At 67.1% G+C, this 26,556-nt stretch carries 25 protein-coding genes; 12 read left to right on the forward strand and 13 right to left on the reverse strand.

From position 1 onward, the window contains the following. Positions 1-415 precede the first annotated feature (415 nt). Positions 416-1,612, forward strand: a complete 1,197-nt coding sequence (locus tag HMPREF2914_RS14935) for a lytic murein transglycosylase (RefSeq protein WP_003133821.1) — start codon at positions 416-418, stop codon at positions 1,610-1,612. Positions 1,613-1,643: 31 nt separating this feature from the next. Here the strand turns inward: HMPREF2914_RS14935 and HMPREF2914_RS14940 are convergent, their stop codons facing one another. Genes HMPREF2914_RS14940 through napE form a run of 6 tightly spaced genes read right to left on the reverse strand, consistent with a single transcriptional unit; the run spans position 1,644 to position 6,227 of the window. After that, positions 1,644-2,240, reverse strand: a complete 597-nt coding sequence (locus tag HMPREF2914_RS14940) for a cytochrome c3 family protein (RefSeq protein WP_003082412.1) — start codon at positions 2,238-2,240, stop codon at positions 1,644-1,646. Positions 2,241-2,250: 10 nt separating this feature from the next. After that, the gene (locus HMPREF2914_RS14945) at positions 2,251-2,742 is read right to left on the reverse strand and encodes a nitrate reductase cytochrome c-type subunit (protein ID WP_003082414.1); all 492 of its coding nucleotides are present in this window, start codon (positions 2,740-2,742) and stop codon (positions 2,251-2,253) included. Positions 2,743-2,752: 10 nt separating this feature from the next. After that, positions 2,753-5,257, reverse strand: a complete 2,505-nt coding sequence (gene napA / locus HMPREF2914_RS14950; RefSeq protein ID WP_003107632.1) for a nitrate reductase catalytic subunit NapA — start codon at positions 5,255-5,257, stop codon at positions 2,753-2,755. Beyond that, positions 5,238-5,567: a chaperone NapD gene (locus HMPREF2914_RS14955; RefSeq protein WP_003082422.1), complete on the reverse strand. Its 330-nt coding sequence runs from the start codon at positions 5,565-5,567 to the stop codon at positions 5,238-5,240. The genes napA and HMPREF2914_RS14955 overlap by 20 nt, the downstream gene beginning before the upstream one ends. Continuing rightward, entirely contained in the window at positions 5,560-6,051 is a 492-nt protein-coding gene (gene napF / locus HMPREF2914_RS14960) for a ferredoxin-type protein NapF (protein WP_023092103.1), read from the reverse strand. Before napF ends, HMPREF2914_RS14955 begins: the two co-directional genes overlap by 8 nt. Before the next feature lie 8 nt (positions 6,052-6,059). Further along, positions 6,060-6,227, reverse strand: a complete 168-nt coding sequence (gene napE, locus HMPREF2914_RS14965; RefSeq protein ID WP_003082429.1) for a periplasmic nitrate reductase, NapE protein — start codon at positions 6,225-6,227, stop codon at positions 6,060-6,062. Between the two features lie 221 nt (positions 6,228-6,448). Here napE and HMPREF2914_RS14970 point away from each other — a divergent pair, with 221 nt between their 5' ends. From HMPREF2914_RS14970 to HMPREF2914_RS14985, 4 genes are all read left to right on the forward strand, one after another. Next, complete coding sequence (locus HMPREF2914_RS14970; RefSeq protein WP_003082431.1) at positions 6,449-7,051, forward strand: outer membrane protein; 603 nt, start codon at positions 6,449-6,451, stop codon at positions 7,049-7,051. A 79-nt stretch (positions 7,052-7,130) separates the two neighbouring features. Next, on the forward strand, positions 7,131-7,808 hold the full coding sequence (phoP, locus tag HMPREF2914_RS14975; protein ID WP_003082436.1) for a two-component system response regulator PhoP: 678 nt from the start codon (positions 7,131-7,133) through the stop codon (positions 7,806-7,808). Further along, positions 7,805-9,151, forward strand: a complete 1,347-nt coding sequence (phoQ, locus tag HMPREF2914_RS14980) for a two-component system sensor histidine kinase PhoQ (RefSeq protein WP_003082438.1) — start codon at positions 7,805-7,807, stop codon at positions 9,149-9,151. Before phoP ends, phoQ begins: the two co-directional genes overlap by 4 nt. Positions 9,152-9,252: 101 nt before the next feature. Further along, on the forward strand, positions 9,253-12,615 hold the full coding sequence (locus tag HMPREF2914_RS14985; protein WP_003086577.1) for a diguanylate cyclase: 3,363 nt from the start codon (positions 9,253-9,255) through the stop codon (positions 12,613-12,615). 3 nt (positions 12,616-12,618) lie between these two features. Here HMPREF2914_RS14985 and HMPREF2914_RS14990 read toward each other — a convergent pair whose 3' ends face one another. Continuing rightward, a complete protein-coding gene (locus HMPREF2914_RS14990; protein WP_003133812.1) occupies positions 12,619-13,620 on the reverse strand; it encodes an AraC family transcriptional regulator in 1,002 nt (333 codons plus the stop codon). 335 nt (positions 13,621-13,955) lie between these two features. Here HMPREF2914_RS14990 and dctA point away from each other — a divergent pair, with 335 nt between their 5' ends. After that, positions 13,956-15,266, forward strand: coding sequence for a C4-dicarboxylate transporter DctC (dctA, locus tag HMPREF2914_RS14995; RefSeq protein ID WP_003082442.1), 1,311 nt, complete (start codon positions 13,956-13,958; stop codon positions 15,264-15,266). 74 nt (positions 15,267-15,340) lie between these two features. On the opposite strand, the gene HMPREF2914_RS15000 is transcribed toward dctA, so the two are convergent. Further along, positions 15,341-16,231 carry a LysR substrate-binding domain-containing protein gene (locus HMPREF2914_RS15000; RefSeq protein ID WP_003109209.1) on the reverse strand — a complete coding sequence of 297 codons (891 nt, stop codon included), beginning with the start codon at positions 16,229-16,231 and terminating at the stop codon, positions 15,341-15,343. Between the two features lie 201 nt (positions 16,232-16,432). Here HMPREF2914_RS15000 and HMPREF2914_RS15005 point away from each other — a divergent pair, with 201 nt between their 5' ends. The 4 genes from HMPREF2914_RS15005 to HMPREF2914_RS15020 all read left to right on the forward strand — a co-directional run bounded on the left by HMPREF2914_RS15005 (position 16,433) and on the right by HMPREF2914_RS15020 (position 20,589). Beyond that, a complete protein-coding gene (locus HMPREF2914_RS15005; RefSeq protein WP_023092102.1) occupies positions 16,433-17,062 on the forward strand; it encodes a glutathione S-transferase family protein in 630 nt (209 codons plus the stop codon). Beyond that, positions 17,059-18,078, forward strand: coding sequence for an LLM class oxidoreductase (locus HMPREF2914_RS15010; RefSeq protein WP_003120555.1), 1,020 nt, complete (start codon positions 17,059-17,061; stop codon positions 18,076-18,078). The genes HMPREF2914_RS15005 and HMPREF2914_RS15010 overlap by 4 nt, the downstream gene beginning before the upstream one ends. Before the next feature lie 101 nt (positions 18,079-18,179). Then, positions 18,180-19,319 carry an acyl-CoA dehydrogenase family protein gene (locus tag HMPREF2914_RS15015; RefSeq protein WP_003123130.1) on the forward strand — a complete coding sequence of 380 codons (1,140 nt, stop codon included), beginning with the start codon at positions 18,180-18,182 and terminating at the stop codon, positions 19,317-19,319. An 88-nt stretch (positions 19,320-19,407) separates the two neighbouring features. After that, positions 19,408-20,589, forward strand: coding sequence for a CaiB/BaiF CoA transferase family protein (locus tag HMPREF2914_RS15020; protein WP_003082450.1), 1,182 nt, complete (start codon positions 19,408-19,410; stop codon positions 20,587-20,589). Position 20,590: 1 nt separating this feature from the next. On the opposite strand, the gene HMPREF2914_RS15025 is transcribed toward HMPREF2914_RS15020, so the two are convergent. The 3 genes from HMPREF2914_RS15025 to HMPREF2914_RS15035 form a co-directional block, all read right to left on the reverse strand. Then, a complete protein-coding gene (locus HMPREF2914_RS15025) occupies positions 20,591-21,088 on the reverse strand; it encodes a SprT family zinc-dependent metalloprotease (protein WP_003082453.1) in 498 nt (165 codons plus the stop codon). 167 nt (positions 21,089-21,255) lie between these two features. Then, complete coding sequence (locus HMPREF2914_RS15030) at positions 21,256-21,855, reverse strand: Yip1 family protein (RefSeq protein ID WP_003082455.1); 600 nt, start codon at positions 21,853-21,855, stop codon at positions 21,256-21,258. Between the two features lie 158 nt (positions 21,856-22,013). Then, positions 22,014-22,607 (reverse strand): DNA-J related domain-containing protein, encoded by a 594-nt coding sequence (locus HMPREF2914_RS15035; protein ID WP_003082458.1) that lies wholly within the window; start codon positions 22,605-22,607, stop codon positions 22,014-22,016. Positions 22,608-22,709: 102 nt separating this feature from the next. Between HMPREF2914_RS15035 and ttcA the strand changes: the two genes are divergently transcribed. Together ttcA and HMPREF2914_RS15045 are read left to right on the forward strand one after the other, a co-directional pair. Then, entirely contained in the window at positions 22,710-23,534 is an 825-nt protein-coding gene (ttcA, locus tag HMPREF2914_RS15040; protein WP_003082462.1) for a tRNA 2-thiocytidine(32) synthetase TtcA, read from the forward strand. 46 nt (positions 23,535-23,580) lie between these two features. Beyond that, on the forward strand, positions 23,581-24,252 hold the full coding sequence (locus HMPREF2914_RS15045; protein ID WP_003086605.1) for a DNA-3-methyladenine glycosylase I: 672 nt from the start codon (positions 23,581-23,583) through the stop codon (positions 24,250-24,252). A gap of 1 nt (position 24,253) precedes the next feature. On the opposite strand, the gene HMPREF2914_RS15050 is transcribed toward HMPREF2914_RS15045, so the two are convergent. Next, positions 24,254-25,672 (reverse strand): basic amino acid/polyamine antiporter, encoded by a 1,419-nt coding sequence (locus HMPREF2914_RS15050; RefSeq protein WP_023092101.1) that lies wholly within the window; start codon positions 25,670-25,672, stop codon positions 24,254-24,256. Between the two features lie 104 nt (positions 25,673-25,776). Continuing rightward, positions 25,777-26,541, reverse strand: coding sequence for a dimethylargininase (ddaH, locus tag HMPREF2914_RS15055; protein WP_003086612.1), 765 nt, complete (start codon positions 26,539-26,541; stop codon positions 25,777-25,779). Positions 26,542-26,556 lie beyond the last annotated feature (15 nt).

Raw genomic sequence — 26,556 nt, forward strand, 5'->3', positions numbered from 1 at the left:
GCGGTGGCGGGTGGCGGCCGCCCGGCTTTCCTGCGGTGGTCTGGGACCGTCGGGGCCGGCTCCGGCTTGTGGACGGAGGCGGGGAACACTGCTTGGACAGGCGAACGCCCGGCCAGTGCCCGGAAAACGGACGCGCGGGTGGCGCAGCGCGTTCGGGCACGGATGTGACGCGGCGGATCGGCCGCGAGACACCCGGCATGCGTATTCCGTCGCCAGTCTGCCCGAGCAAGGTTTCACCCGCCTTTCAGGGCGGAGATGGCGCCGCACCCGGCGGGACGGTAGGCTAGTGGCCCGTGTGGCTGACTCGACCAGTCGAACGCCGATCACCGAGTCAACCGTACAGGCCACCAGGCCTTCGGCGCCGGGGGAAGCCCGCCGGTGCCATGGATGACCGTTCACCGTACAAGGAAACCCCATGCGCAGCCTTCTTCTCTCCTCGCTGGCCCTGCTACCCGCCCTGGCCCTGGCGCAACCCGACGCCTCGAGCTTCCCTTCCTGCCTCGCCGGCCTGCAGAAGAAGGCCCAGGCGCAGGGCATTTCCGCCGACAGTTATGAGCGCTTCACCAGCGGCCTGCAGGCCGACCTCAGCGTGCTCGACCTGCTCGACGCGCAGCCGGAGTTCACCACCCCGCTGTGGGACTACCTGGCCGGCCTGGTGGACGAGCAGCGGGTCAGCGATGGCAAGGCGATGCTCGCCCAGCACGACAAGCTGCTCGACCAGGTGGCCGCGCGCTACGGCGTGGACAAGTACACGGTGGTGGCGGTGTGGGGCGTGGAAAGCGACTACGGGCGGATCTTCGGCAAGCGTCCGCTGCTGACCTCGCTGTCGACCCTGTCCTGCTACGGGCGCCGCCAGTCGTTCTTCCAGGGCGAGTTCCTCGCCACCCTGAAGCTGTTGCAGGCCGGCGACATCCGCGACGCCGGCATCACCGGCTCCTGGGCCGGGGCCTTCGGCCATACCCAGTTCATGCCATCGACCTACGCGCGGATCGCCGTGGACTTCGACGGCGACGGTCGTCGCGACCTGGTAGGCAGCGTGCCGGATGCCCTCGGTTCCACCGCCAACTACCTGAAGAAGGCTGGCTGGCGCACGGGACAGCCGTGGGGCTATGAAGTGAAGGTGCCGGCCGACTTCCCCGCCAGCCTGGCCGGGCGCGGCAAGCGCCAGCCGCTGTCGGCCTGGGTCGCCCGCGGGGTGAAGCGGGCCGACGGCCAGCCGCTGCCGGGCGGCGACGAGAAGGCCGCGATTCTCCTGCCGACCGGGGCCCAGGGCCCGGCCTTCCTGGTCTATCGCAACTACGATGCGATCTATTCCTACAACGCCGCGGAAAGCTACGCGCTGGCCATTGCCCTGCTTTCCGACCGCCTGCGCGGCGGCAGCGGCCTGGTGGCGTCCTGGCCGACCGACGACCCGGGCATCAGCCGGCTCGAGCGCAAGCAATTGCAGAAGGCGTTGCTGGCGCGCGGCTACGACATCGGCGAGGCCGACGGGCTGATCGGCACCAGCACGCGCAAGGCGATCCAGGCCGAGCAGAAGCGCCTCGGCCTGACCCCGGCCGACGGTCGCGCCGGGCGCAAGATCCTCGAGGCGCTGAAGGGCGCCCAGCCCTGATTGCGCCGCGCCGCCCGGTCCGCGGGCGGCGCTACCAGCCCTTCACCCCGGTCATGTCCGGCAGGTGGTGGGCGATCCCCTTGTGGCAGTCGATGCAGGTGGCTTCGCCGCTGGCCAGGGCGGTGGAGTGCATCTGCCGCGCGCGCACGCTCTGCCGGGTGAAGTCCATGAACTCGAAGTTGTGGCAGTTGCGGCATTCCAGCGAATCGTTGGCCTTGAGCCGCGCCCATTCGTGCTCGGCCAGCTCGCGGCGGTGGTCGAGGAATTTCTCGCGGGTGTTGATGGTGCCGAAGATCTTGCCCCAGACCTCCTTGGAGGCCTGCATCTTGCGCGCGATCTTGTCGGTCCACTTGTGTGGCACGTGACAGTCGGGACAGGTGGCGCGGACTCCGGAACGGTTGCTGTAGTGGATGGTGTCCTTGAGTTCGACGAACACGTTGTCGCGCATCTCGTGGCAGGAAATGCAGAAGGTCTCGGTGTTGGTCGCCTCCAGGGCGGTGTTGAAGCCGCCCCAGAAGACGATCCCGGCGATGAAGCCGCCGAGGGTGAGGAAGCCCAGGCTGAAATGCACGCTGGGACGACGCAGGACCCGCCAGTAACCGGCCAGCCAGGCGATGAGTGCTTTCATGCGGCCTCCCTCAGGGTTTGCGCGCCGCATTGGCGGCTTCTTTCTCGAGGATCTGGTCGATGTTCTCGAAGCGGTTGTCGACCAGCGGCTTTACGTCCTGTTGCGGCACATGGCACTGCACGCAGAAGTAGCGGCGCGGCGAGACGGCGGCCAGCGGCTGGCCGTCGCGGTCCATGTAGTGGGTGATGCTGATCATCACCGCCTGGGTTCGCGCGCTGTTGGCGCGGCTGTGGCAGGACAGGCACTTGTTGCTGTCCTTGTCGATGCGATAGCCGACGATGCTGTGGGGAATGGTCGGCGGCTGCTCGGGGTAGTTGCGCTCGCGTTTCAGGTCCTTGTTTTCCTCGGCCGCCAGCGGCGGCGCGGGGCGGCTTTCGGCCAGCGTGCCGCCGGGGCGGCGGCCGTCGGGGGCGGGCGCGTCCAGCGGGTAGCCGAGGTCGGCGGCGAAGGCCGCGGGGGCACCGAGCAGGACGAGGAGCAGGGCAGTCAGCAGAGGTTTCATGGCGCGCTCCTCAGGCCAGGTTGAGCAGTTCGATGCGAACGGCGCACTTCTTGTAGTCGGTCTGCTTGGAAATCGGGTCGGTGGCGTCCAGGGTGACCTTGTTGATCAGCTTGTTGGCGTCGAAGAACGGCACGAACACCAGCCCCTGGGGCGGCTTGTTGCGCCCGCGGGTCTCGACCCGCGCGCGGATCTCGCCGCGCCGGCTCACCACCTTGACCTCGCTGCCGCGGCGCAGCTTGAGCTGGCGCGCATCCTCCGGGTGCATGTAGACCAGCGCGTCGGGCACCGCCTTGTACAGCTCCGGGACCCGCGCGGTCATGCTCCCGGTGTGCCAGTGTTCGAGCACCCGGCCGGTGGCGAGCCAGAACGGGTAGTCCTGGTCCGGCGCCTCGGCCGGCGGCTCGTAGGGCAGGGCGAAGACGATCGCCTTCTTGTCCGGATAGCCATAGAACTGCACGCCGCTGCCCTTGCTCACGTAGGGGTCGTAGCCCTCGCGGTAGCGCCAGCGGGTCTCCTTGCCGTCCACCACCGGCCAGCGCAGGCCGCGCGCCTCGTGGTAGGCGTCGAAGGGGGCGAGGTCGTGGCCGTGGCCGCGACCGAAGGCGGCGTATTCCTCGAACAGACCCTTCTGGATATAGAAGCCGAATGCGTCGACCTCGTCGTTGGCGTAGCCCTTGGCCAGGTCGCTGGCCGGGAAGCGGTCGACCTGGCCGTTGCGGAACAGCACGTCGTAGAGGGTCTTGCCCTTCAGCTCGGGGGCCTTCGCCAGCAGTTCCGCGGGCCAGACCTCGTCGGTGGTGAAGCGCTTGGAGAATTCCACCAGTTGCCAGAGGTCGGACTTCGCCTCGCCCGGTGCCTTCACCAACTGGTGCCAGAACTGCGTGCGGCGCTCGGCATTGCCGAAGGCGCCTTCCTTCTCCACCCACATGGCGCTGGGCAGGATCAGGTCGGCGGCCTGGGCCGAGACGGTGGGGTAGACGTCGGAGACGATCACGAAGTTGTCCGGGTTGCGCCAGCCGGGCAGCACTTCCTGCATCACGTTGGGACCGGCCTGCATGTTGTTGCTGACCTGGGTCCAGTAGACGTTGAGCACGCCGTCCTTGAGCATCCGGCTCTGCTGCACGGCGTGGAAGCCGACCTTCTCCTGGATGGTCCCGGCCGGCACCTTCCAGATCTTCTCCGCGGTTTCCCGGTGCTTCGGGTTGGTCACCACCAGGTCGGCGGGGAGTCGGTGGGAGAAGGTGCCGACCTCGCGCGCGGTGCCGCAGGCCGAGGGCTGGCCGGTGAGCGAGAAGGGGCTGTTGCCCGGTTCGCTGATCTTCCCGGTGAGCAGGTGGATGTTGTAGATCAGGTTGTTCGCCCAGACCCCGCGGGTGTGCTGGTTGAAGCCCATGGTCCAGAACGACACCACCTTGCGCTTGGGGTCGGCGTAGAGTTCGGCGAGGGCCTTCAGCCGCTCGGCGGGCACGCCGCTTTCGCGCGCGGTGCGCTCCAGGGTATAGGGCTTGACGAACTCGGCGAAGGCCTTGAAGTCGATGTCGCTCCAGGTGTTGGCCTTGTCGGCGTTCTTCGCCTTCTTCTCCAGCGGGTCGTCCGGGCGCAGGCCGTAGCCGATGTCCTCGGCGCCATGGGCGAAGCGCACGTGGCGCTCGACGAAGTCGCGGTTCACCGCGCCGCTCTCGATGATGTGGTTGGCGATGTAGTTGAGGATGATCAGGTCGGTCTGCGGCTTGAACACCATGGGCAGGTCGGCCAGCTCGAAGCTGCGGTGCTCGAAGGTGGACAGCACCGCGACCTTGACCTGCGGCGCGCTGAGCCGGCGGTCGGTGACCCGCGACCAGAGCACCGGGTGCATCTCGGCCATGTTCGAGCCCCAGAGGACGAAGCTGTCGGTGGCCTCGATGTCGTCGTAGCAGCCCATCGGCTCGTCCATGCCGAAGCTGCGCATGAAGCCCATCACCGCCGAGGCCATGCAGTGGCGGGCGTTGGGGTCGATGTTGTTGCTGCGCAGGCCGGCCTTGAACAGCTTGTTCGCCGCATAGCCTTCCCAGACCGTCCACTGGCCGGAGCCGAACATGCCGACCGACTCCGGTCCCTTGGCCTTGAGCGCGGCCTTGAACTTCTCGGCCATGATGTCGAAGGCCTGTTCCCAACTGATCGGCTGGAACTCGCCCTGCTTGTCGAACTTGCCGTCCTTCATGCGCAGCAGCGGGCGGGTCAGGCGGTCGCTGCCGTACATGATCTTCGACAGGAAGTAGCCCTTCACGCAGTTGATCCCGCGGTTGACCTCGGCCTTGATGTCGCCATGGGTGGCCACCACCTGGCCGTCGCGGGTGGCGACCATCACGCTGCAACCGGTGCCGCAGAAGCGGCAGGGGGCCTTGTTCCAGACCAGGCTGGTGACGTCCGCCTCGGTCACCAGGTTGCTGGCGCGGACCAGGATCGGCAGGCCGGCCGCCGCCGCGGCGATGGCGGCGGCGTTGGCCTTGGCGAATTCACGACGGGTGAGGTTCATCGATTGTCTCCTCGGGCGAGCACGGTATCGCGCGGTCGGTCATGGCCGCCGCGTCGTTGCTATCGTCGTCGTGCAGGATCTCGTGGTAGACCAGCACGGCGTTGAGCACTCCTGGCAGGTTCTGCAACTGGCCCAGGGTGTCGAGAATCTGTTCTTCGCGTTCGGCTTCCAGCACCAGGATCAGCTTGCCCTGCGGGCTTTCCTGGTAGATCTCCAGGCCGTCGAGCAGCGCCAGGTTGGCCTTCACCGCCGGCAGTCGCTCGGGCCGGCAATGCAGGATGAGGCTGGCGATCTGCAGGGCTTCAGGCATGTCGTGGAAACTCCTTGGTGGATAGCGCGCGCAGTTGGATGGCCTGGCTCGGACAGGGCGCCAGGCAGGCGCCGCAGCCGTTGCAGCGCTGGCTGTCCAGCTCGGCCAGGGCGACGCCGCCGGAGGCCGGGCGGAAACGGATCGCGGCGGGTTCGCAGGCGTCCTGGCAACTGCGGCAGTGGATCCCGGCCAGGGCCAGGCAGGCTTCGCCGATCGCGGCGATCCAGGGGAAGGCCGGGCGCGTGCCATCGAACAGGCCGGCCTCGCAGCGGCTGGCGCATTCCCCGCACAGCGTGCAGCCGGCGCTGGAGAGGTCGAGTTCGACGAGCCGACCGGCGCCGAGCTTCAGCACGCCTTCCGGGCAGGCCTCGACGCAGGCGGCGCAGCCTGTGCAGCCTTCGGCGAAGTCGGCGGCGGTCCACGGCGGGCGCCGCGTCGGCGGGTGCCCGCCGAGGCGGCGGAACAGCTCTCGGCGACTGCTCATACCCGACCTCAGGCCGGCGGCCCGGGCGGGCCGGCCAGTAGCTGGTACATCCAGACGCAGAAACCGAAGCCGCCGACCAGGGCGACGGACAGCAGCGGGAACAGGCAGATCACGAGGAACAGGAAGAGCCTGGCTTCCATGCCCTTGACGCGTCCCTGGTCGGGTTGTTCGTTCATTGGCCCAGCCTCTGTGCAGGCGACTGTAGAAAGCCTAGACCCTACTTGCAGTACGGGCAAAAACCTCGCCGAGCCGGCGCGCGGCAGCCTGGAAACAGAGCGTTCGCCGGCAAACGCGAGTCGTTCAGCCCGGGTTCAGCAAGCGTTCAGGGGCGGTTCAGTACCCTGTCCGTACTCTGCAAGCCGTGAACGACACGACTCTCGCAGAACGGAGAAACACCATGAAAGCACTCAAGACTCTTTTCATCGCCACCGCCCTGCTGGGTTCCGCCGCCGGCGTCCAGGCCGCCGACAACTTCGTCGGCCTGACCTGGGGCGAGACCAGCAACAACATCCAGAAATCCAAGTCGCTGAACCGCAACCTGAACAGCCCGAACCTCGACAAGGTGATCGACAACACCGGCACCTGGGGCATCCGCGCCGGCCAGCAGTTCGAGCAGGGCCGCTACTACGCGACCTACGAGAACATCTCCGACACCAGCAGCGGCAACAAGCTGCGCCAGCAGAACCTGCTCGGCAGCTACGACGCCTTCCTGCCGATCGGCGACAACAACACCAAGCTGTTCGGCGGTGCCACCCTCGGCCTGGTCAAGCTGGAACAGGACGGCAAGGGCTTCAAGCGCGACAGCGATGTCGGCTACGCTGCCGGGCTGCAGGCCGGTATCCTGCAGGAGCTGAGCAAGAATGCCTCGATCGAAGGCGGCTATCGTTACCTGCGCACCAACGCCAGCACCGAGATGACCCCGCATGGCGGCAACAAGCTGGGCTCCCTGGACCTGCACAGCAGCTCGCAATTCTACCTGGGCGCCAACTACAAGTTCTAAATGACCGCGCAGCGCCCGCGAGGGCATGCTTCGATGGCCGGGCCGGAAGGTCCGGCCGCATCTCATCCGGAGGAACCTCATGAAACTGCTGGTAGTGGAAGACGAGGCGCTGTTGCGCCACCACCTCTATACCCGCCTGGGTGAACAGGGGCACGTGGTGGACGCGGTACCGGATGCCGAGGAAGCCCTCTACCGGGTCAGCGAATACCACCACGACCTGGCGGTGATCGACCTCGGCCTGCCGGGCATGAGCGGCCTGGACCTGATCCGCGAGCTGCGTTCGCAGGGCAAGTCCTTCCCGATCCTGATCCTCACCGCCCGCGGCAACTGGCAGGACAAGGTCGAAGGCCTGGCCGCCGGGGCCGACGACTACGTGGTCAAGCCGTTCCAGTTCGAGGAACTGGAAGCGCGCCTGAACGCGTTGCTGCGACGCTCCTCGGGGTTCGTCCAGTCGACCATCGAGGCCGGTCCCCTGGTTCTCGACCTGAACCGCAAGCAGGCGCTGGTCGAGGAGCAACCGGTGGCGCTGACCGCCTACGAATACCGCATCCTCGAATACCTCATGCGGCATCACCAGCAGGTGGTGGCCAAGGAACGCCTGATGGAGCAGCTCTATCCTGACGACGAGGAGCGCGACGCCAACGTCATCGAGGTGCTGGTCGGCCGCCTGCGGCGCAAGCTGGAGGCCTGCGGCGGCTTCAAGCCGATCGATACGGTGCGCGGCCAGGGCTACCTGTTCACCGAGCGCTGCCGGTGATCCGTTCCCTGCGCATCCGTCTGATGCTCGGCGCCGCCGCCCTGGCGGTGCTGTTCATGCTGGCGCTGCTGCCGGCCCTGCAGCGGGCCTTCGGCATCGCCCTGGAGAACACCATCGAGCAGCGCCTGGCCGCCGACGTGGCGACCCTGGTCTCGGCGGCGCGGGTGGAGAAGGGCCGCCTGGTGATGCCCGAGCACCTACCGGTGGAGGAGTTCAACCTGCCGGAGGCCAAGGTCCTCGGCTATATCTACGACCAGAATGGCGATCTGCTCTGGCGCTCCACCTCGGCGGCCGACGAGTCGATCAACTACACGCCGCGCTACGACGGCCGCGGCAACGAATTCCACACCACCCGCGATGCGAAGGGCGAGGAGTTCTTCGTGTTCGACGTCGAGATCGACCTGCTGCGCGGCAAGCAGGCGGCCTACAGCATCGTCACCATGCAATCGGTCAGCGAGTTCGAGAGCCTGCTCAAGGGGTTCCGCGAGCAGCTCTACCTGTGGCTCGGCGGCGCCCTGCTGGTCTTGCTCGGGCTGCTCTGGCTGGGTCTGACCTGGGGCTTCCGGGCGATGCGCGGGTTGAGTTCCGAGCTGGACCAGATCGAATCCGGCGAGCGCGAGAGCCTGAGCGAGGAGCATCCGCGCGAGCTGCTGCGCCTGACCCACTCGCTGAACCGCCTGTTGCGCAGCGAGCACAAGCAGCGCGAGCGCTACCGCCACTCCCTCGGCGACCTGGCGCACAGTCTGAAGACGCCGCTGGCGGTCTTGCAGGGGGTCGGCGACCAGCTCGCCGAGGAGCCCGGCAACCGCGAGCAGGTGCGGGTGCTACAGGGCCAGATCGAGCGCATGAGCCAGCAGATAGGCTATCAGTTGCAGCGCGCCAGCCTGCGCAAGAGCGGCCTGGTACGCCATCGCGAGCAACTGGCGCCGCTGGTGGAGACCCTGTGCGACGCGCTGGACAAGGTCTATCGCGACAAGCGGGTAAGCCTGCAGCGGGACTTCTCGCCGTCCTTCAGCGTGCCGGTGGAGCGCGGCGCGCTGCTGGAACTGCTCGGCAACCTGCTGGAGAACGCCTATCGCCTGTGCCTGGGCCGGGTCCGCGTGGGCGCCCGGCTGGGGCCGGGTTACTCGGAGCTGTGGGTCGAGGACGATGGTCCCGGAGTGCCTGCCGAACAGCGCGCACGAATCATCCGCCGCGGCGAGCGCGCCGATACCCAGCACCCGGGGCAGGGCATCGGCCTGGCCGTGGCGCTGGACATCATCGAGAGCTACGACGGCGAACTGAGCCTGGACGATTCCGAGCTGGGCGGCGCCTGCTTCCGCATACGTTTCGCTACAGTCTGAGACTTGGCGGCCGTTACCTACGTCTGAGGTGTTTCCGCGCTACGCTGAAGTCTGTTCGGCTGGCGCAGTTCCTTTGACGCAGGTACCGGGGATTCGAGCGGATGTTCAGTGGCAAAACCGACGACAGGGGCTTGTGGGCGGGCATCCAGGCCGGTGTGCTGTTCTTTCTCGCCGCCCTGGCCTGCATCTACCTGTCGCGCCAGCCTGCCACCATCGCGGCGATCTGGCTGCCCAACGCGATCCTCACCGCCGCCCTGCTGCGCGCGCCGCTGCGCCAGTGGCCGGCGATCCTGCTCTGCTCCGCCGTGGCCAACCTGGCGGCCAACCGCCTGTATGGCGACAGCCTGTGGATGAGCGCGGCGTTCCTGCCGGCCAACCTGAGCGAAGCGATCTTCGCCGCGATGCTGTTACGCATCAACCGGGTGCGCGAGGACTTCGAGTTCAACCTGCATTCGGCGGTTCGCGTGCTCTGGGCCGGCGCGCTGATCCCGCCCTTGCTCGGTGCCTCGGTGGGCGCGGTGCTGGTCAGCGTCTTCGGCATGGGGCGTTTCCCGGAAATGTGGGCGCGCTGGTACGTGGGCGATGCGATGGGCATGCTCGCGCTGCTGCCGTTGTGCATGGCCAGCAACCTGGCGGCCTGGCGTCACGCTCTGTCGGGGCGGGCGGGAGTGGACAACGCGATGCTCCTGCTGGTGACCCTGGTGATCAGCTTCGTGGCCCTGACGCGCCTGCCCTACGCCTTCATCTACGTGCTCCTGCCGCTGCTGGTGGCCGCCGCCAGCACCAGCGTGTTCGGCACCGCGCTGATCGGCTGCCTGAACACCTGTTTCATCGCCGTGCTGATCGCCCTCGGCGTGTTCGTCCCCGAGTCGTCCCAGCAGCGTTTCGGCGAGCCGCTGCTGTACCTGCCGATGGCCTTGACCCTCATTCCCGCCTTCCTGGTCTCGGTGATCATGGAGCGCAGCCGCCGCGAGCAGCATCAGGTGGCCATCGGCGAGGCGCAGTTCCGCGGCGCCATGGAATTCTCGGCGATCGGCATGGCCCTGGTGTCGCTGGAGGGGCGGCTGTTCAAGGTCAACGAGGCGCTGTGCCGGATGCTCGGCTATTCCGCCGAACGCTTGGGCGAGCTGTCGTTCCAGGAGATCACCTATGTGGACGACCTGGAACTGGACCTCGACCTGGTGCGCGACCTGCTCGCCGGGCGTATCAACTCCTATCAGATGGAGAAGCGCTACCTGCGCCAGGACGGCGAAACCTTCTGGGCGCGCATCAGCGTGTCGCTGGTGCGCGACGAGGAGGGAGTCGCCCAGTACTTCGTCACCCAGGTGGAGGATATCGACAGTCGCAAGCGTGCCGAGCTGGAGCGCGAGCGCCTCGCCGAACGGATCAAGCTGGCCACCGACGCCGGGCAGATCGGCATCTGGGAGTGGGACCTGGCACGCAACCGCCTGCACTGGGATTTCCGCATGTTCGACCTGTACGGCATCCGCAGCGGTCCCGGGGAGACCACGGTGGAGCAGTGGAAGGCGAGCCTGCATGCCGAGGATCACGACCGCGTGCTGCGCGAGCTGGAGCGCGCCGTCAGCGGGTTGCAGAAATTCGACTGCGAGTTCCGTATCGTCCGCCCCAACCGCGAGGTTCGCCACCTGCGGGCGATCGCCACGCTGACGCGCGACGAGGACAACCGTCCGGTGCGGATGATCGGCATCAACAGCGACATCACCGAGATCCGCACCCTGGCGGAAACCCTGCACGAGGAAAAGGAACGCCTGCAGGTGACCCTGTATTCCATCGGCGATGCCGTGTTGACCACCGACGCCGGCGGCCGCGTGACCTTCATGAACCCGGTGGCCGAGGCGATGACCGGCTGGACCCTGCAGGACGCCATCGGCGCGCCCCACGAACTGGTCTTCAACGTGCTCGACAGCGACACCGGCGAGGCCCTGGAAAGCCCGGTGCGACGCTGCCTGCAGAACACCCGGGTGTTCTACCTGGAGGACGGCGCCACGCTGATCAGCCGCAAGGGCGAGCAGCACGATATCCAGAATTGCGCGGCGCCGGTGCGCACCCGCGATGGCGAGATCATCGGCACCGTGCTGGTGTTCCAGAACGTCACCAAGGCCCGGGCGATGCAGCGCGAGCTGAGCTATCACGCCTCCCACGATGCCCTCACCGGGCTGTTCAACCGCACCAAGTTCGAGGAGGAGCTGCAACGCGCCCTGGCCAACGCCCAGGAGCGGGCGACCCAGCATGCGCTGTGCTTCATCGACCTCGACCGCTTCAAGGTGGTCAACGATTCCGCCGGGCACGCGGCGGGCGACATGCTGCTGCGCGAGCTGAGCCGGATTCTCGCCGACCGCACCCGCGCCTCCGACACCCTGGCGCGGCTGGGCGGCGATGAGTTCGGCCTGCTGCTGTTCGATTGCGACCTGGCGGAGGCGGAGCAGGTGGCGAGCAAGCTCATCGAGCAGATCTGCTCGGTGCGCTTCCCCTGGGAAGGGCGGCTCTACGACGTGGGCGCGAGCATCGGCATCACCGCCCTTACCGCCACCTCGCGCAGCACCAGCGAACTGATGAGCCAGGCAGACGTGGCCTGCTACGCGGCCAAGCATGCCGGGCGCAACCGGGTTTCGGTGTACCAGTTCGGCCATGAGGAAGTGGAGCGCCAGCACCGCGACATACTCCTCGCCAGCGGGCTGCGCGAGGCCCTGGAGAACGACCGCTTCCAGTTGCAGGCGCAGGAGATCGTCCCGGTCGGCCCCCGCCGCGACGGCGACCGGCACTACGAGCTGCTGCTGCGACTGTACGATCCGGATGGCCAGATGACTCCGCCGGGCGCCTTCATCCCGGCCGCCGAGCGCTTCAACCTGATGGCCAGCATCGACCGCTGGGTGATCAACGAGGCGCTGATCAACTTCGGCGCGCGGATCGCCGCGGTGGAGGGCCTGAGCATCGGCATCAACCTGTCCGGCAACTCGCTCAACGACCCGCTGTTCCTGCCTTACCTGCTGGATCGCATCGAACACTCGCCGCTGAGGCCGGAGCGCCTGTACTTCGAGCTGACCGAGACGGCGTTGATGAACCAGTTGTCGGTGGCTTCGCGGATCGTCGCCAAGCTGCGCGACCTCGGCTGCAAGGTGGCGCTGGACGACTTCGGCTCCGGCCTGAGTTCCTTCAATTACCTGAAGAATTTCGTCGTCGACGTGATCAAGATCGACGGCAGCTTCGTCCGCAACCTGGACAAGAGCCCGGTGGACCAGGCCATCGTCGACTCCATCAACCAGATCGCCCACCGCCTGGGCGCGGTGACCGTGGCCGAGTTCGTCGAGAGCCGGGAAATCCTCGATCACCTGGCGCGCCTCGGGGTGGATTTCGCCCAGGGCTACGCGGTCGGGCGGCCACAGCCGTTCGCCACGGTGCTCGACCAACTGCGCAGCGGGCTTCGTCGCCAGGAGCTGGGCTGAGCTTCAGGCTTCCGCCTGGTGCCGGTACGCGCCGGGGGTGAGGCCGGTCCACTTCTTGAACGCGCGATGGAAGGCCGAGGGCTCGGAAAAGCCGAGCTGCTCGGCGATGTCCTGGATCGACAGCTCGTCCCGACCCAGGTGGTAGATCGCCAGGTCGCGGCGCAGGTGGTCCTTGAGTTGCTGGAAGCTGCCGCCTTCCTCGCGCAGGTGGCGTCGCAGGGTCTGCGAACTCATGTGCAGCTGGCGGGCGACCTGGTCGAGGTCCGGCCAGCGCCGGCAGTCGCGGCCGAGCAGGCGGCGGATCTGGCTGGTCAGGCTGTCGCCGCCGTCCGGGCGCGCCAGCAGGTCGGCGGGAGAGTGCTGGAGGAACTGCTTGAGGGTGCGTTCGTCCTGCAGCAGCGGCATGCCCAGGTAGCGGGCGGCGAACAGCAGGCTGGTGCAGCCGGCGGAAAACCGCCGGGGGCAGGGAAACAGCAGGTCGTACTCGGCCTGGTGGTCCGGCGCCGGGTAGCTGAAGGTGGCTTCCTCCAGGCGGATGCGCTGGCCGATCAGCCAACTGGCGAGGCGGTGCCAGATCACCAGCAGGCTTTCGGCGAGAAAGTGATCCGGGTCCGACAGGTGGCGTTCCTCGAGGCTCAGGCGCACCAGGTCGCCTTCGCGCCGCAGGTGGATCAGCGGCGCCTGGGGGAACAGGCCGTAGAACAGTTCGCCGCGCTGCAGGGCCTTTTCCAGGGTCCGGCAATGAATCAGGGTGTGGCACATCATGGCGAAGGTGCCGCGCTTGCTGCGGACTTCGCCGAAGCCCATGTATTCGTCGTCCAGCACTTCCCAGAGCAACTGCATCAGGCGGGTGAACTGCTCCGGCGCGATGCGTGCCCGCGGTTCGTCCAGCAGGGCCGGCTGGATGCCGGCGCGACGCAACAGGGCGGGGCCGTCCAGGCCTTGGCGCGTGGCCCCGCGCAACGCGGCGCGGACGAAATGGCTGGCGATGGTGCGCTCACGCATGGCGGCGTCCTTGTTGTTGGAACGGCGATGGTAGGGCGCCACCCGGAAGACGACAAGGGTGGTGGCGGACTCCCGCCATGCTCGCGCGGCACAGCCGGCCCGCCGGGCGGTAATCCGCCACGCTTAGCCCGCTATGCAATTTTCATTTTTTATTTAACTTGTTGATATATAAGGATTTTATTTAGAGAAAGAGCATCCTGGCACAGCCTCTGCAATGCCTGGGCAAGGTTCCGCCGCGGCGGTTCACGACAAAAAATCTCCCCAGCAAGGGGGGTAACGCTACCGGTGAGCGCGTTCCAGGGAACTGGCGAAGCGCCCCCGTGAGGACTCTGCCCATGACCAAACAACCCTTCTACAAGAGCCTGTACGTGCAGGTTCTGGTCGCCATCGCCATCGGTATCGCGCTCGGCCACTGGTACCCGGAAACGGCGGTGGCGATGAAGCCGTTCGGCGACGGCTTCGTCAAGCTGATCAAGATGGCCATCGCGCCGATCATCTTCTGCACCGTGGTCACCGGCATCGCCGGCATGCAGAGCATGAAGTCGGTCGGCAAGACCGGCGGCATGGCGCTGCTGTACTTCGAGGTCGTCTCCACCGTGGCCCTGATCATCGGCCTGGTAGTGGTCAACGTGGTCCAGCCGGGCGCCGGCATGCACGTCGACCCGAACACCCTCGACACCAGCAAGATCGCTGCCTACGCCGCTGCCGGCGAGAAGCAGAGCACCGTCGACTTCCTGATGAACGTGATCCCCGGCACCGTGGTCGGCGCGTTCGCCAACGGCGACATCCTCCAGGTCCTGTTCTTCTCCGTGCTCTTCGGCTACGCCCTGCATCGCCTGGGCAGCTACGGCAAGCCGGTGTTCGAGTTCATCGAGCGCGTCTCCCACGTGATGTTCAACATCATCAACGTGATCATGAAGGTCGCCCCGATCGGCGCGTTCGGCGCCATGGCCTTCACCATCGGCGCCTACGGCGTGGGTTCGCTGGTGCAGCTCGGCCAACTGATGCTGTGCTTCTACATCACCTGCATCCTGTTCGTGCTCATCGTCCTCGGCGGCATCGCCCGCGCCCACGGCTTCAGCATCCTGCGCTTCATCAGGTACATCCGCGAGGAACTGCTGATCGTGCTGGGCACCTCGTCTTCCGAGTCGGCCCTGCCGCGGATGATCGACAAGATGGAGAAGCTCGGCTGCAACAAGTCGGTGGTCGGCCTGGTGATTCCCACCGGTTACTCCTTCAACCTCGACGGCACCTCGATCTACCTGACCATGGCCGCGGTGTTCATCGCCCAGGCCACCGATACGCCGATGGACATCACCCACCAGATCACCCTGCTGCTGGTGCTGCTGATCGCTTCCAAGGGCGCCGCCGGCGTCACCGGCAGCGGCTTCATCGTGCTCGCCGCGACCCTTTCCGCCGTCGGCCACCTGCCGGTCGCCGGTCTGGCGCTGATCCTCGGCATCGACCGCTTCATGTCCGAAGCCCGCGCGCTGACCAACCTGGTCGGCAACGGCGTGGCCACGGTAGTGGTTTCCAAGTGGTGCAAGCAGCTCGACGAGGGCACCTTGCAGCGCGAACTGGCCGGCGAGGGCAACGCTTCGTCGCCTGCCAGCGATATTCCGGTGGGCGGCCGCGAAGCGGTCTAAGCTCAAACCTGTTCGGCAGGGGGAAGTGAAGAGCTCCCTGCCGCCCTTCGAACCCGCCCTCGTGGCGGGTTTTTTTATGCCTCGGCAGCGGCCTGCTCGCGCAGCCAGGCGAGGAACAGCGAGAGGGGTGCTCGTTGCGCCGCTCCTGGCAGGCTCACCGCGTAATAGGCGAAGCGGCTCGGCCAGGGCCGCTCGAGGGCGACCGCCAGGCGGCCGCTGGCGATCTCGGCGCGGGCATGGATCTCCCGTACCAGCGCGATACCCTGGCCGGCCTCGGCGGCGCGAACCAGCAGCAGGTCGTCGGCGAAAGCCGGACCTCTCTCGCTGCGCGGGTCGTCCTCCACCCCCATCGCCCGCAGCCACAGGCGCCAGTCATTGCGCTCCGACTCCTGCAACAGCGGGTAGGCCAGGCAATCGATCGCTTCGCGGATCTCAGGGCCTTCCGCCAGCAGGCGCGGGCTGGCCACCGGGATCAGCGGCGGGGCCATCAGCGCCTGCACGTCGAGTCCGGGGTAGTCGCCGAGCCCGTGGCGGATGGCGACGTCGATTCGTTCCCGGCGCAGGTCGGCGAGCAGTGCCGTAGCCTCCACGCGGACTTCCACCTGCGGGTGCGACGCGCTGAATTGACCGAGGCGCGGCACCAGCCATGTGGCGGCGAAGGAGGGCTCGGTGCTGACCGTGAGGGTCTGGCGGGCATTGATCGCCTCCAGCTGGGCAAGGCTCGCGGTGATCTGCTCGAAGGCCTGGCGGAGGCCGGGATAGACCTGCTCGCCCTCCGGCGTCAGGCGCATGCCATGGCTGAAGCGCTGGAACAGGACGACGCCGGTGCGCGCCTGCAGAGCCCTGAGCTGCTGGCTTACCGCGCCGGGAGTGACGCCCATGGCCGCGGCCGCGCGGGTGAGATTGCCATGGCGGGCGGTTTCGACGAAAGCGCGTAGCGCGAGGAGCGGGAGGACGGCACCCATGAATTCAGTTTTTCTATAAACAGGTTGTAGAAAGGATCGTTTTTCATCCGCCGACCTGGGCTTCAGCATGTGTGGCGAAACGAGAGACTTTAGCCTAGCTGCTTTCTTCGGTGTGCGGGAAGCGGCCGAGGCGGTTTCCCCGGTCGGCGCCGCCCCCATCGCCCAGGCGCCGGATAGTCCAGCGCTGCAAGGATACTTGCCATGCCTTCCCTCCAGCTCTACAGCGACAGTTCACCCAACGGATTCAAGATCACCATCGCCCTCGAGGAACTGGGGCTGCCCTACGCACTGCACCACGTTCGCATCGACCATGGCGAGCAACGCCGCCCGGAATTCCTGCGCCTGAATCCACATGGCCGGATACCGGTGCTGGTAGACCGGGCCGCCGGCATCACCCTGTTCGAGTCGGCGGCGATCCTGCAGTACCTGGCGGAGACCAGCGGGCGGTTGCTTCCCGACGCCCCCCGGGAACGCTGGGAGGCCCTGACCTGGCTGACTTTCCATGCTTCCAGCATGGGCCCCATCCTCGGCCAGCGCGTGCATTTCGAGATCTTCGCCGAAGAGCGGTACGCGCCGGCCATCGAACGCTATCGGCGGCTCTCCGAGGAGGTTTTCGCCACCCTCGACCAGCGCCTGGCCGGACGGCCCTGGCTGGCCGGTGAGCAATACTCCATCGCCGATATCGCCACCTTCGGCTGGACCCATACGGCGCGGATCGTCGACTTCGACTTCAGCCATTATCGCCACCTGGACGACTGGCACCGGCGCATGGCCCTGCGGCCTGCGGTGCAGCGCGGGATCCTCCTGCCGGAACCGGCGGTGGGTCCATGAGCGCCCTGCTGCAAGGCGCCTCGGCGCCGGCCTTCGTCGGGCACCCTGGCTATCGGCGCATGTTCGCCGCAGACGCGCTGACCCTGGGCCTGTTCCTGCCGTTGCGTTTCTACCAGGGCGACATGCGGGTGCTGCTGGGCCAGGCGCGGCTGGTCGAAGAAATCGATCGACTGGGATTCGCCGCCGTCTGGGTACGCGACGTACCGCTGTTCGACCCACGCTTCGGCGATGCCGGACAAGTGTTCGACCCGTTCACCTACCTTGGCTATCTGGCCGCGCGGACCCGCCGTATCGCCCTGGCCACCGGCAGCGCGGTGCTTGCCCTGCGCCAACCGGTCGACCTGGCCAAGGCCGCGGCGAGCGTCGACCGGTTGTCCGGCGGACGCCTGGTGCTGGGCCTCGCCTCCGGCGACCGGCCGGTGGAGTTCCCCGCCTACGGGTTGGAGCATGCGCAGCGCGGCGAGCGGTTCGCCCAGGGCCTGGACTACCTGCGCCAACTGCTGCACGGCTGCCGGCACGTCGCCTCGCCGCTCGGTACGCTGGACGACGCCGAACTGTTGCCGCGTCCGCCGGCCGGCGCCATCCCGCTGGTCGTCACCGGCTCCGCGCGGCAGCCGGCGGACTGGCTGGCACGCCAGGCGGATGGCTGGCTGACCTATCCGGAGTCGACTGTCGATGCGTCCGGACCACGTCGCCTGGCCGGGAAGATCCGCGCCTGGAGGATGTCCATCGCGGACGGCGGGTTCCGCCCGCACATGACCAACGAATGGCTGGACCTGGTGGACGACCCGGCGTATCCGCGTACGCCGTTGCACGGCGGCTACGTCCTGCGCACCGGGCGCAACGGCCTGATCGAGCTGCTCGGCGAATGGCGTGCGGCGGGCGTCAACCATGCCGCCCTGGGCATCCAGTTCTCCGCCAGGCCGGCAGCGGAAGTCATCCAGGAACTGGCCGAGGAGGTGCTGCCGCTGTTCCCGTCCCACCCGGGCGTGCAGCCGGCGAGCATGGACTGGTAGCTGACCGATTCGGTCAACCGAGCCTGAGCGCTCGCGTCATTGAGGGCGCCGGCCGGCGCCGCCTACCCTGCGGAACCACTGACCGCAGGGAGTCCCCGTACATGCAACGGCAGATCTTCGAGACCGAACACAACCTGTTCCGCGATGCCTTCCGCGCCTTTCTCGACAAAGAGGTGGTACCGCACCAGGACGCCTGGGAAGAGGCCGGGGTGGTCGACCGCGCTGTCTGGAGGAAGGCGGGGGAGATGGGCTTCCTGCTGCCCTGGGCGGACGAGGAGTACGGTGGCGCCGGGCTCAAGGACTTCCGCTACGAGCAGATCATGTGCGAGGAGCTGGCGCGGATCAACGAACCGGGCTTCATGATCCCGCTGCACTCGGCGTTGTGCGGGCCGTACATCGCCGAATACGGTAGCGCCGAGCAGAAGGCCCGCCTGTTGCCGGGGATCGTCCGTGGCGAGACCATCCTCGCCGTGGCCATGACCGAGCCGTCCGCCGGCTCCGACCTGGCCGGCATGCGCAGCACCGCGGTGGACAAGGGTGACCACTGGCTGCTCAACGGCTCCAAGGTGTTCATCTCCAACGGCCTGCTGGCCGACCTGGTGATCGTCGCGGCGAAGACCGATCCGGCGAACAAGCACGCCATGGGCCTGTTCCTGGTGGAGCGCGGCATGCAAGGCTTCGAGCGCGGGCGCAACCTGAAGAAGCTCGGCATGAAGAGCCAGGACACCGCCGAGCTGTTCTTCAACAATGTGCGGGTGCCGAAGGAAAACCTGCTGGGCGACGCCAAGGGCGGCTTCTTCTACCTGATGAACATGCTCGCCCAGGAACGCCTGACCAACGCCTGCGGCGCGGTGGCCGGGGCCGAGGCGGCGTTGCAGGCGACCATCGATTACGTGAAGGAGCGCCAGGCCTTCGGCCGGCCGGTGGCGCACTTCCAGAACACCCGCTTCAAGCTCGCCGAAATGCGTACCCAGATCGACGTGGCGCAGGTCTTCACCGACCGCTGCGTGATGGACCACAACCAGAAGAAGCTGACCCCCGAGGTCGCCGCCGAAGCCAAGCTGTTCACCACCGAGCTGCTGGGCAAGGTGGTCGACGAAGGCGTGCAACTGCATGGCGGCTGGGGCTACATGTGGGAGTATCCGATCTGCAGGATGTACGCCAACGCCCGCATCCAGCGGATCTTCGCCGGTACCTCGGAGATCATGAAAGAGATCATCAGCCGCGGCATGAAGCTCTGACGCCACGGCCATGTCGCGCCGCGCGGCGGGTGGATAGGCTGCTCGGCAGGCGATCCCGACCAATGCCCGGCGACCCAGAGGAGGGAGCATGAAAGGCCCGTTGTCATCGTTGAAAGTGCTGGATTTCTCGACCCTGCTGCCGGGGCCGTTCGCCTCGCTGCTGCTGGCCGACATGGGGGCCGACGTGCTGCGCGTGGAGTCGCCCGGGCGCATGGACCTGGTGCGGGTGCTGCCGCCGCACGTCGACGGCACCTCGGCCAGTCATGCCTACCTGAACCGCAACAAGCGTTCCATCGGCCTCGACCTGAAGCGGCAGGGCGCACGCGAGGTGGTGCTGGAGCTGGTACGCGAATACGACATCGTCCTCGAACAGTTCCGTCCGGGGGTGATGGACAAGCTCGGCGTCGGCTACGAGGCGCTGAAGGCGGCGAACCCGCGGCTGATCTACGTGGCCATCACCGGCTACGGCCAGACCGGGCCGTACCGCGAGCGCGCCGGGCATGACATCAACTACCTGGCGTTGGCCGGCGTCGCCAGCTACACCGGGCGCCGCGAACGTGGCCCGTTGCCGCTGGGGGTACAACTGGCGGACCTCGCCGGCGGTTCGCTGCATGGCGTGATGGGCCTGCTGGCGGCGGTCATCCACCGGCAGCAGACCGGCGAGGGGCAGTTCGTCGACATCAGCATGACCGACTGCGCCTTCAGCCTGAACGGCATGGCCGGCGCCGGCTATCTCGCGGCCGGGGTCGAGCCGGAGATGGAGGCGCTGGCGCTGAACGGCGGCAGCTTCTACGACTACTACCGCACCCGCGATGGCCGCTGGTTCTCGGTGGGCAGCCTGGAACCGCAGTTCATGCAGCAATTCTGCGCCGCCATCGGCCGCCCGGAACTGGCCGCCCGCGGCCTGTCGCCGAAGCCGGAAGAGCAGCGGGCGCTGAAGCGCGAGATCGAGATGGAGTTCGAGAAACGCGACTTCGCCGAATGGCAGGCGGTGTTCGCCGCCCTGGATGCCTGCGTGGAGCCGCTGCTGCCGCTCTCCGAGGCGCTGGAACACCCGCAGTTGCAGGCGCGCGGGCTGGTTGCCCGGGTGCCGCTGGCGGACGGCGGCAGCCAGGCGCAGATGGCCTGTCCGATCAAGTTTTCCGCCGGCCTGCCGGCGCCTCGCCACATCGGCGCGGCGCTCGGTGCCGACACCGTGGCGGTGCTCGAAGGTCTGGGCTACTCCGCCGAACGGATCGCCGAGCTGAAGGCGGCCGGGGCCATCGCCTGAATCACTCGCGGAGCACTTCGCCGGTGAACACCAGGGTCGCCTTGCAGCGCCGGCAGTAGTAGCGGCGCCCCTTGGCCACCAGGGTGTGGCGTTGCGGGGAGAACGGGAAGTCGTTGTGCTCCGGGCAATGGCAGCGGTACAGGTAGCGGGTGGTGGCGCGGCGCTTGACCGCGTAGGTGTGGCAGCGGTCCGGCGGCAGGCCGTAGATGCCGCGCATGATCAACTGCCACTCCTCGCCGTGGGGGCGGATGCGCGGGCCGAACAACTGGTGCGCGATCAGGTGCGCGACTTCGTGGGCCACGGTCTGTTCCAGGAAGTGCTCGCGGTTCTCGCGGTACAGCTGGGGATTGAAGCGCAGCAGGTTCTCGTCGAGATGGGCGACCCCGGCTTTCTGGCCGCGCAGGCGGAAGCTGACGGTCGGGCGGGGGAAGCTGCGTTGGAAGAAGTGTTCGGCCTGCCGATAGCAGGCCTCGACGCGGGCGTTGAGGTGTTCGGGCATTCGGGAAGACTCCAGCAGCGGGCGATTATGCCGGAGACAGGAGGGCGGGCGCAGGCGTCGGGACGACCGCTCGTCCGGGGTGCAGGATCAGGCAAGCGCGGCGGCGGGCAAGAAAAAACCGGGCGGCGGTTGCCCGCGGCCCGGTCGTACGATGCGTTCGCTGGACGTCAGCTGGTGTATTCCGGGCCGACCCCGCTGCCCCAGAGGATCACCGACAGGGCGATCATCGCCACCAGCACCACCAGGCCCACCGCCAGCACCGAGCTGGAGAACAGGAAGCCTTCGTCCTTGTGGATGTTCATGAAGGTGGGAATCCCCACGTAGAGCAGGTAGACCGTGTAGCTGATCGCCGCCACCCCGACGATCATTCCCAGCCAGAGGTGCGGATACAGCGCCGCCAGCCCGGCGATGAACAGCGGAGTGGCGTTGTAGGCGGCGAACACGATGCACTGGGTCAGGCTCGGGTTGGCGTCGTAGGTCCGCGCCATCCAGTGGATGAACGCGCCCATCACCGCCACCCCGGCGAGCATCGCCAGGTAGGTGAGGACCGTCATCTGCAACGCGCTGGCCTGGGTCAGCTTGACCGGATCGCCGCCGCCGACCACCCAGCCGACCTGGGTCGTGCCGATATAGGCGGAAATCGCCGGAATGGCAGCCAGGATCAGGATGTGGGTCAGGTACATGTGGCTGATGCTTTCTTCTTCGCCACGGATTTCCTGCCATTCCTGATCGGGATGGGTGAAGAGCCCCCATACATGATGGATCATGCCGTTTCCTCCTCGTTCTTATGTGGTCGCCCCCCAGCGAAGCGCCGGGCGCGCATGGACAGCGCCACCCGGTGCTCGGCCGACCTATGCGACCTTATGTCGCAGTATAGGAACGGCCCGAGCCCGCGTCGCTCGCGGGGTTAGAGCAAATCGAAGCTTCACGGCCGGCTGTAATAGCGTTGCAGTATTTCCATCGCCTTGTTGATCGATTGCAGGCGCGCAGTGCTGCCGCCGCGGTCGGGATGGTGCTGGCTGACCAGTTGCCGGTAGCGCAGCTTGATGGCGGGATAGTCGACCGCGCCCTCCAGCTCGAACAGGGCGAGGGCGGCAGCCTTCTCCTCGCTGCCCTGCATGCGCGTCCAGAAACTCTGCAGCAGCCGCTCGACGTCGGCCTCGCTGGTCTCTCCCAGGTGGCGCAGGTCGAGGTAGTAGTCGCGCAGCGGATCGCCCTGTTCCAGCGCCTGCGTGCCATCCACGTAAGGATGCAGGCGCAGGCTCAGCGGGCTGATCTCCAGGTGCGCCTCGCGCTCGGCCCAGAGGTGGTCGCGCAGGTGGTAGAGCGCGTTGAACAGGAGGAAATGGGTGCGGAACAGCACCAGCTTGTCGGCCAGTTCGCGATGGGGGATATGCGTCGAATGGCGGGCCTTCAGCAGCTGGATCAACTGGTATTCGGAAAGCCCCTCGGGATGCTCGCGCAGCAGGCAGAGGATCTGCCCGGCGAGGTCGAGGCGGTGGTCGAGGTCGGGAGTCATGGGGCAAGACTAGCATCGGGCGTCGGGAGGGGCTGGGGTCGGCGTCGCTTTGTGCGTAAAATAGCCAGCTTTTCTCCTCGAACACCCGGATTCCAGAGCACCATGGGCACCCTTTCGGTCAATCAGAACAAACTGCAGAAGCGCCTGCGCCGCCTGGCCGGCGAGGCCATCACCGACTTCAACATGATCGAGGATGGCGACAAGGTCATGGTCTGCCTGTCCGGCGGCAAGGACAGCTACACCATGCTCGACATCCTGCTCTACCTGCAGAAGGTCGCGCCGATCCGCTTCGAGATCGTCGCGGTGAACATGGACCAGAAGCAGCCCGGTTTTCCCGAGCACGTCCTGCCGGAGTACCTGAAGTCGATCGGCGTGGAGTACCACATCGTCGAGAAGGACACCTACTCGGTGGTCAAGGAGAAGATCCCGGAAGGCAAGACCACCTGCTCGCTGTGCTCGCGCCTGCGCCGCGGCACGCTGTACACCTTCGCCGACGAGATCGGCGCGACCAAGATGGCCCTCGGTCACCATCGCGACGACATCCTCGAAACCTTCTTCCTCAACATGTTCTACGGCGGCACCCTGAAGGCCATGCCGCCGAAGCTGCTGGCCGACGACGGGCGCAACGTGGTGATCCGGCCGCTGGCCTATTGCAGCGAGAAGGACATCGAGGCCTATTCCCAGCTCAAGGAGTTCCCGATCATCCCCTGCAACCTCTGCGGTTCGCAGGAGAACCTGCAGCGCCAGGTGGTCAAGGAAATGCTGCTGGAATGGGAACGCAAGTCGCCGGGGCGTACCGAGATCATGTTCCGCGCCCTGCAGAACGTGGTGCCGTCGCAACTGGCCGACCGCAACCTGTTCGACTTCGCCAACCTGCGCATCGACGAGAACGCCACGCCGCGCTTCCTCGACGTGATGAACCTCTGAGCCGCGCCGCGGGTCAGTTCTTCTCTCCGGTCTGCAAGGATTCCCGATGCGCGACTACGCCTGGATGTACGAATACTGCCTGAACCGCTTCGGCTCCAGGGAGGCGCTGGAAGCGCGCCTGCCGCAGCCGAAGAGCGCCGCCGAGCTGCGCGCGGTGGGTGACGACCGCTACCTGTCGCTGATCAGCCTGCGGATCTTCCGCGCCGGCCTCAAGCACAGCCTGGTGGACGCCAAGTGGCCGGCCTTCGAGGAAGTGTTCTTCGGCTTCGATCCGCAGAAGGTCGTGCTCATGAGCGCCGAGCATCTCGAGCGGCTGATGCAGGACGCCCGCCTGATCCGCCACCTGGGCAAGCTCAAGAGCGTGCCGCGCAATGCGCAGATGGTGCTCGACCTGGCCCGCGAGCATGGCAGCTTCGGCAACTTCCTCGCGGATTGGCCGGAAACCGACATCGTCGGCCTGTGGAAGCTGCTGTCCAAGCGCGGCAACCAGCTCGGCGGCTTGTCGGCGCCGCGTTTCCTGCGGATGGCCGGCAAGGATACCTTCATTCCCAGCGACGACATGGTCGCCGCGCTGAAGGCCCAGGAGATCATCGACAAACCGCCCACCAGCCTCAAGGACCTGGCGGCCGTCCAGGGAGCCTTCAACCAGTGGCGCGAGGAGAGCGGCCGGCCGCTGTGCCAGCTGTCGGTGATGCTGGCACATACGGTCAATCATTGAGCTAGAGGCTCAGCCGACCGCTGCCGATCATCCACAGCGCCGCCAGCGCGAGGACCAGCACCAGCGCCGCGACGCTGCCTTCGGCGCGATTGCCGAACGCCGGCAGGCCGCGCTGGCGACGGGCATGCAGGAAGAAGCCCAGGCCCGGCGCGTAGAGGATCATCGACAGCAGCAGGTATTTCAGCCCGGCGGCGTAGATCAGCCAGACCCCGTAGAGCGTCCCCAACAGCGCCAGCGCCAGCATCGCGCCCGAGTGCGGGCGGCGCGCCACCAGCTTCAGGCAGAAGCCGGCGCAGAGCAGGTAGGGGATCAGCGCCATCGAGGTGGCCAACTGGATCAGCGCGTTGTAGCCCGAGGCGTTGAGGAAGGCCACCAGCAGCAGCGCAGAGATCAGCGTGCTGGTCAGCCACAGTGCCGGCGCTGGGGTTTCCACCGCATTGGTGCGGCCGAACAGTGCCGGCGCGGTGTGCGTTGGGCCACGGCTGGCCAGGTAGAGCATTTCCACCGCGAGCATGGTCCAGGCCAGCAGCGCGCCGCCGACCGAAACGATCAGCCCGACGTTGATCAGCGTGGCGCCCCAGGGGCCCACCGCCGCGGCCATCACCTGGGCCATCGAGGGGTTCTTCATCTGCGCCAGTTCGTGCTGCGGCACCACGCCCAGCGACAGCACCGAGACGCAGACCAGCAACAGCAGGGTGACCACGAAGCCGAGCAGGGTTGCGCGGCTGACATCGGCCGCGTGCCGCGCGTGGCTGGCATAGACCGTGGCGCTCTCGATGCCGAGGAATACCCAGACGGTGTAGAGCATGGTGGTTTCCACCTGGCGGGTGACGCTGCCCAGTGCCGGGCTGCCCCAGAAGTCCAGGTGAAAGGTCTCGATGCGGAAGGCCAGGGCTACGCAGAGGATGAACAGGGCGATCGGCACCACCTTGGCGAGGGTTACGATAGCGTTGGTGATCGCCGCGTTGTGCACGCCGTGGAGGACGAAGGCATGCATCAGCCAGAGCACCGTCAATTCGCCGAGCAGCGCCGGCCAGGTGGTTCCGTCGCCGAAGAAGGCCAGCGCGCCGAATGAGCCGAGGGCGCTGAACAGCACCACCAGGTAGCCGGCGTTGCCGACCCAGGCGGAAATCCAGTAGCCCCAGGCGGCATTGAACCCCAGGTATTCGCCGAAGCCTTCGCGGGCGTAGCCGTAGACGCCGTCGCCCAGTTCGGGGCGGGTGGTCGACAGCCACTGGAATATCCGCGTCAGGGTCAGCATGCCGACGAAGGTGATCGCCCAGGCGATCAGGATCGCGCCGGCGCCTGCGCCTTCGGCCATGTTCTGCGGCAGGCTGAAGATGCCGCTGCCGATGATGCCGCCCACCACCAGCGCGGTCAGCGCCGGCAGCCCCAGTTTTCCCTTGTCCGAATCGGCCATGTGGCACCTCCGAAACTGCATCCGGTATGTCGCGCCAGGCGCAGGCGGAGCCTGCGCCGGGGTGCGACGGCGGGAGGCGGCGGGTCGGTCCGCCGCGGCATGGTTCAGAAGCGCAGCGACATGCAACTGACGCCGCCGTCGATCTTGCGGTATTCGGAGGTGTCCACCTCGATCACCCGGTAGCCGAGGCGGGCGATCTTCTCGCGGGTCCGGGGATAGCCGGCGGGCATGATCACCCTTTCGTTGACCCAGATGCAGTTGGCTGCGTAGGACTCCTCTTCGGGGATCTCGATGATGTTGAAGTCCTGGAACTCCGGCTTGCTGACGAACTCGCCGGCGGCCAGCAGGTTGTTGTGTTCCAGGTAGGCGAGCCCGGTCTTCAGGTGCAGGACCTTTTCCAGGCGCACCACCGAGCCGCTGAGGCCATGTTTCTCCAGGATCGCGATCATCTGCCGGGCGCCCTCGGCGTTGGTGCGGGCCGATTCGCCGATGTAGAAGTGGTCGCCGACCATCATGATGTCGCCGGCTTCCACCGTGCCGGGTGCCTCGATGCGCTCGACCTTGCCCGGATAGAAGCGCTGCACGGTTTCCTCGATGATCTCGGTCTCGCCGCGCCGCGATTCGGCGCCGGGGCGGGTGATGATGGCGCAGCGCGAGGTGCAGAGCACCGGGTCCTCGACGAACACCGAGTCGGGGAAGCGTTCGTCCGGCGGCAGCAGGGTGATGTCCACGTCGCAGGTCTGCAAGGCGCGGATGTAGGCGTTGTGCTGCTCCAGGGCCTTGGCGTAGTCCGGCTTGCCGAGGTGGCTGGAGGTCAGGCCGTCGACCAGGCTGCGGGCGGGCGTGCGAGCGATGATGTGCTTGAACATGACGATTTTCCTCGT

The sequence above is a fragment of the Pseudomonas sp. HMSC067G02 genome, from assembly GCF_001813485.1.
Lineage (GTDB): Bacteria > Pseudomonadota > Gammaproteobacteria > Pseudomonadales > Pseudomonadaceae > Pseudomonas > Pseudomonas aeruginosa.

What these genes read in the sequence shown, in the direction of transcription:
- HMPREF2914_RS14935 (WP_003133821.1), top strand. Translation starts at nt 416, where the DNA reads ATGCGCAGCCTTCTTCTCTCCTCGCTGGCCCTGCTACCCGCCCTGGCC.
- HMPREF2914_RS14940 (WP_003082412.1), bottom strand. Translation starts at nt 2,240, where the DNA reads ATGAAAGCACTCATCGCCTGGCTGGCCGGTTACTGGCGGGTCCTGCGT.
- HMPREF2914_RS14945 (WP_003082414.1), bottom strand. Translation starts at nt 2,742, where the DNA reads ATGAAACCTCTGCTGACTGCCCTGCTCCTCGTCCTGCTCGGTGCCCCC.
- napA (WP_003107632.1), bottom strand. Translation starts at nt 5,257, where the DNA reads ATGAACCTCACCCGTCGTGAATTCGCCAAGGCCAACGCCGCCGCCATC.
- HMPREF2914_RS14955 (WP_003082422.1), bottom strand. Translation starts at nt 5,567, where the DNA reads ATGCCTGAAGCCCTGCAGATCGCCAGCCTCATCCTGCATTGCCGGCCC.
- napF (WP_023092103.1), bottom strand. Translation starts at nt 6,051, where the DNA reads ATGAGCAGTCGCCGAGAGCTGTTCCGCCGCCTCGGCGGGCACCCGCCG.
- napE (WP_003082429.1), bottom strand. Translation starts at nt 6,227, where the DNA reads ATGAACGAACAACCCGACCAGGGACGCGTCAAGGGCATGGAAGCCAGG.
- HMPREF2914_RS14970 (WP_003082431.1), top strand. Translation starts at nt 6,449, where the DNA reads ATGAAAGCACTCAAGACTCTTTTCATCGCCACCGCCCTGCTGGGTTCC.
- phoP (WP_003082436.1), top strand. Translation starts at nt 7,131, where the DNA reads ATGAAACTGCTGGTAGTGGAAGACGAGGCGCTGTTGCGCCACCACCTC.
- HMPREF2914_RS14985 (WP_003086577.1), top strand. Translation starts at nt 9,253, where the DNA reads ATGTTCAGTGGCAAAACCGACGACAGGGGCTTGTGGGCGGGCATCCAG.
- HMPREF2914_RS14990 (WP_003133812.1), bottom strand. Translation starts at nt 13,620, where the DNA reads ATGCGTGAGCGCACCATCGCCAGCCATTTCGTCCGCGCCGCGTTGCGC.
- dctA (WP_003082442.1), top strand. Translation starts at nt 13,956, where the DNA reads ATGACCAAACAACCCTTCTACAAGAGCCTGTACGTGCAGGTTCTGGTC.
- HMPREF2914_RS15000 (WP_003109209.1), bottom strand. Translation starts at nt 16,231, where the DNA reads ATGGGTGCCGTCCTCCCGCTCCTCGCGCTACGCGCTTTCGTCGAAACC.
- HMPREF2914_RS15005 (WP_023092102.1), top strand. Translation starts at nt 16,433, where the DNA reads ATGCCTTCCCTCCAGCTCTACAGCGACAGTTCACCCAACGGATTCAAG.
- HMPREF2914_RS15010 (WP_003120555.1), top strand. Translation starts at nt 17,059, where the DNA reads ATGAGCGCCCTGCTGCAAGGCGCCTCGGCGCCGGCCTTCGTCGGGCAC.
- HMPREF2914_RS15015 (WP_003123130.1), top strand. Translation starts at nt 18,180, where the DNA reads ATGCAACGGCAGATCTTCGAGACCGAACACAACCTGTTCCGCGATGCC.
- HMPREF2914_RS15020 (WP_003082450.1), top strand. Translation starts at nt 19,408, where the DNA reads ATGAAAGGCCCGTTGTCATCGTTGAAAGTGCTGGATTTCTCGACCCTG.
- HMPREF2914_RS15025 (WP_003082453.1), bottom strand. Translation starts at nt 21,088, where the DNA reads ATGCCCGAACACCTCAACGCCCGCGTCGAGGCCTGCTATCGGCAGGCC.
- HMPREF2914_RS15030 (WP_003082455.1), bottom strand. Translation starts at nt 21,855, where the DNA reads ATGATCCATCATGTATGGGGGCTCTTCACCCATCCCGATCAGGAATGG.
- HMPREF2914_RS15035 (WP_003082458.1), bottom strand. Translation starts at nt 22,607, where the DNA reads ATGACTCCCGACCTCGACCACCGCCTCGACCTCGCCGGGCAGATCCTC.
- ttcA (WP_003082462.1), top strand. Translation starts at nt 22,710, where the DNA reads ATGGGCACCCTTTCGGTCAATCAGAACAAACTGCAGAAGCGCCTGCGC.
- HMPREF2914_RS15045 (WP_003086605.1), top strand. Translation starts at nt 23,581, where the DNA reads ATGCGCGACTACGCCTGGATGTACGAATACTGCCTGAACCGCTTCGGC.
- HMPREF2914_RS15050 (WP_023092101.1), bottom strand. Translation starts at nt 25,672, where the DNA reads ATGGCCGATTCGGACAAGGGAAAACTGGGGCTGCCGGCGCTGACCGCG.
- ddaH (WP_003086612.1), bottom strand. Translation starts at nt 26,541, where the DNA reads ATGTTCAAGCACATCATCGCTCGCACGCCCGCCCGCAGCCTGGTCGAC.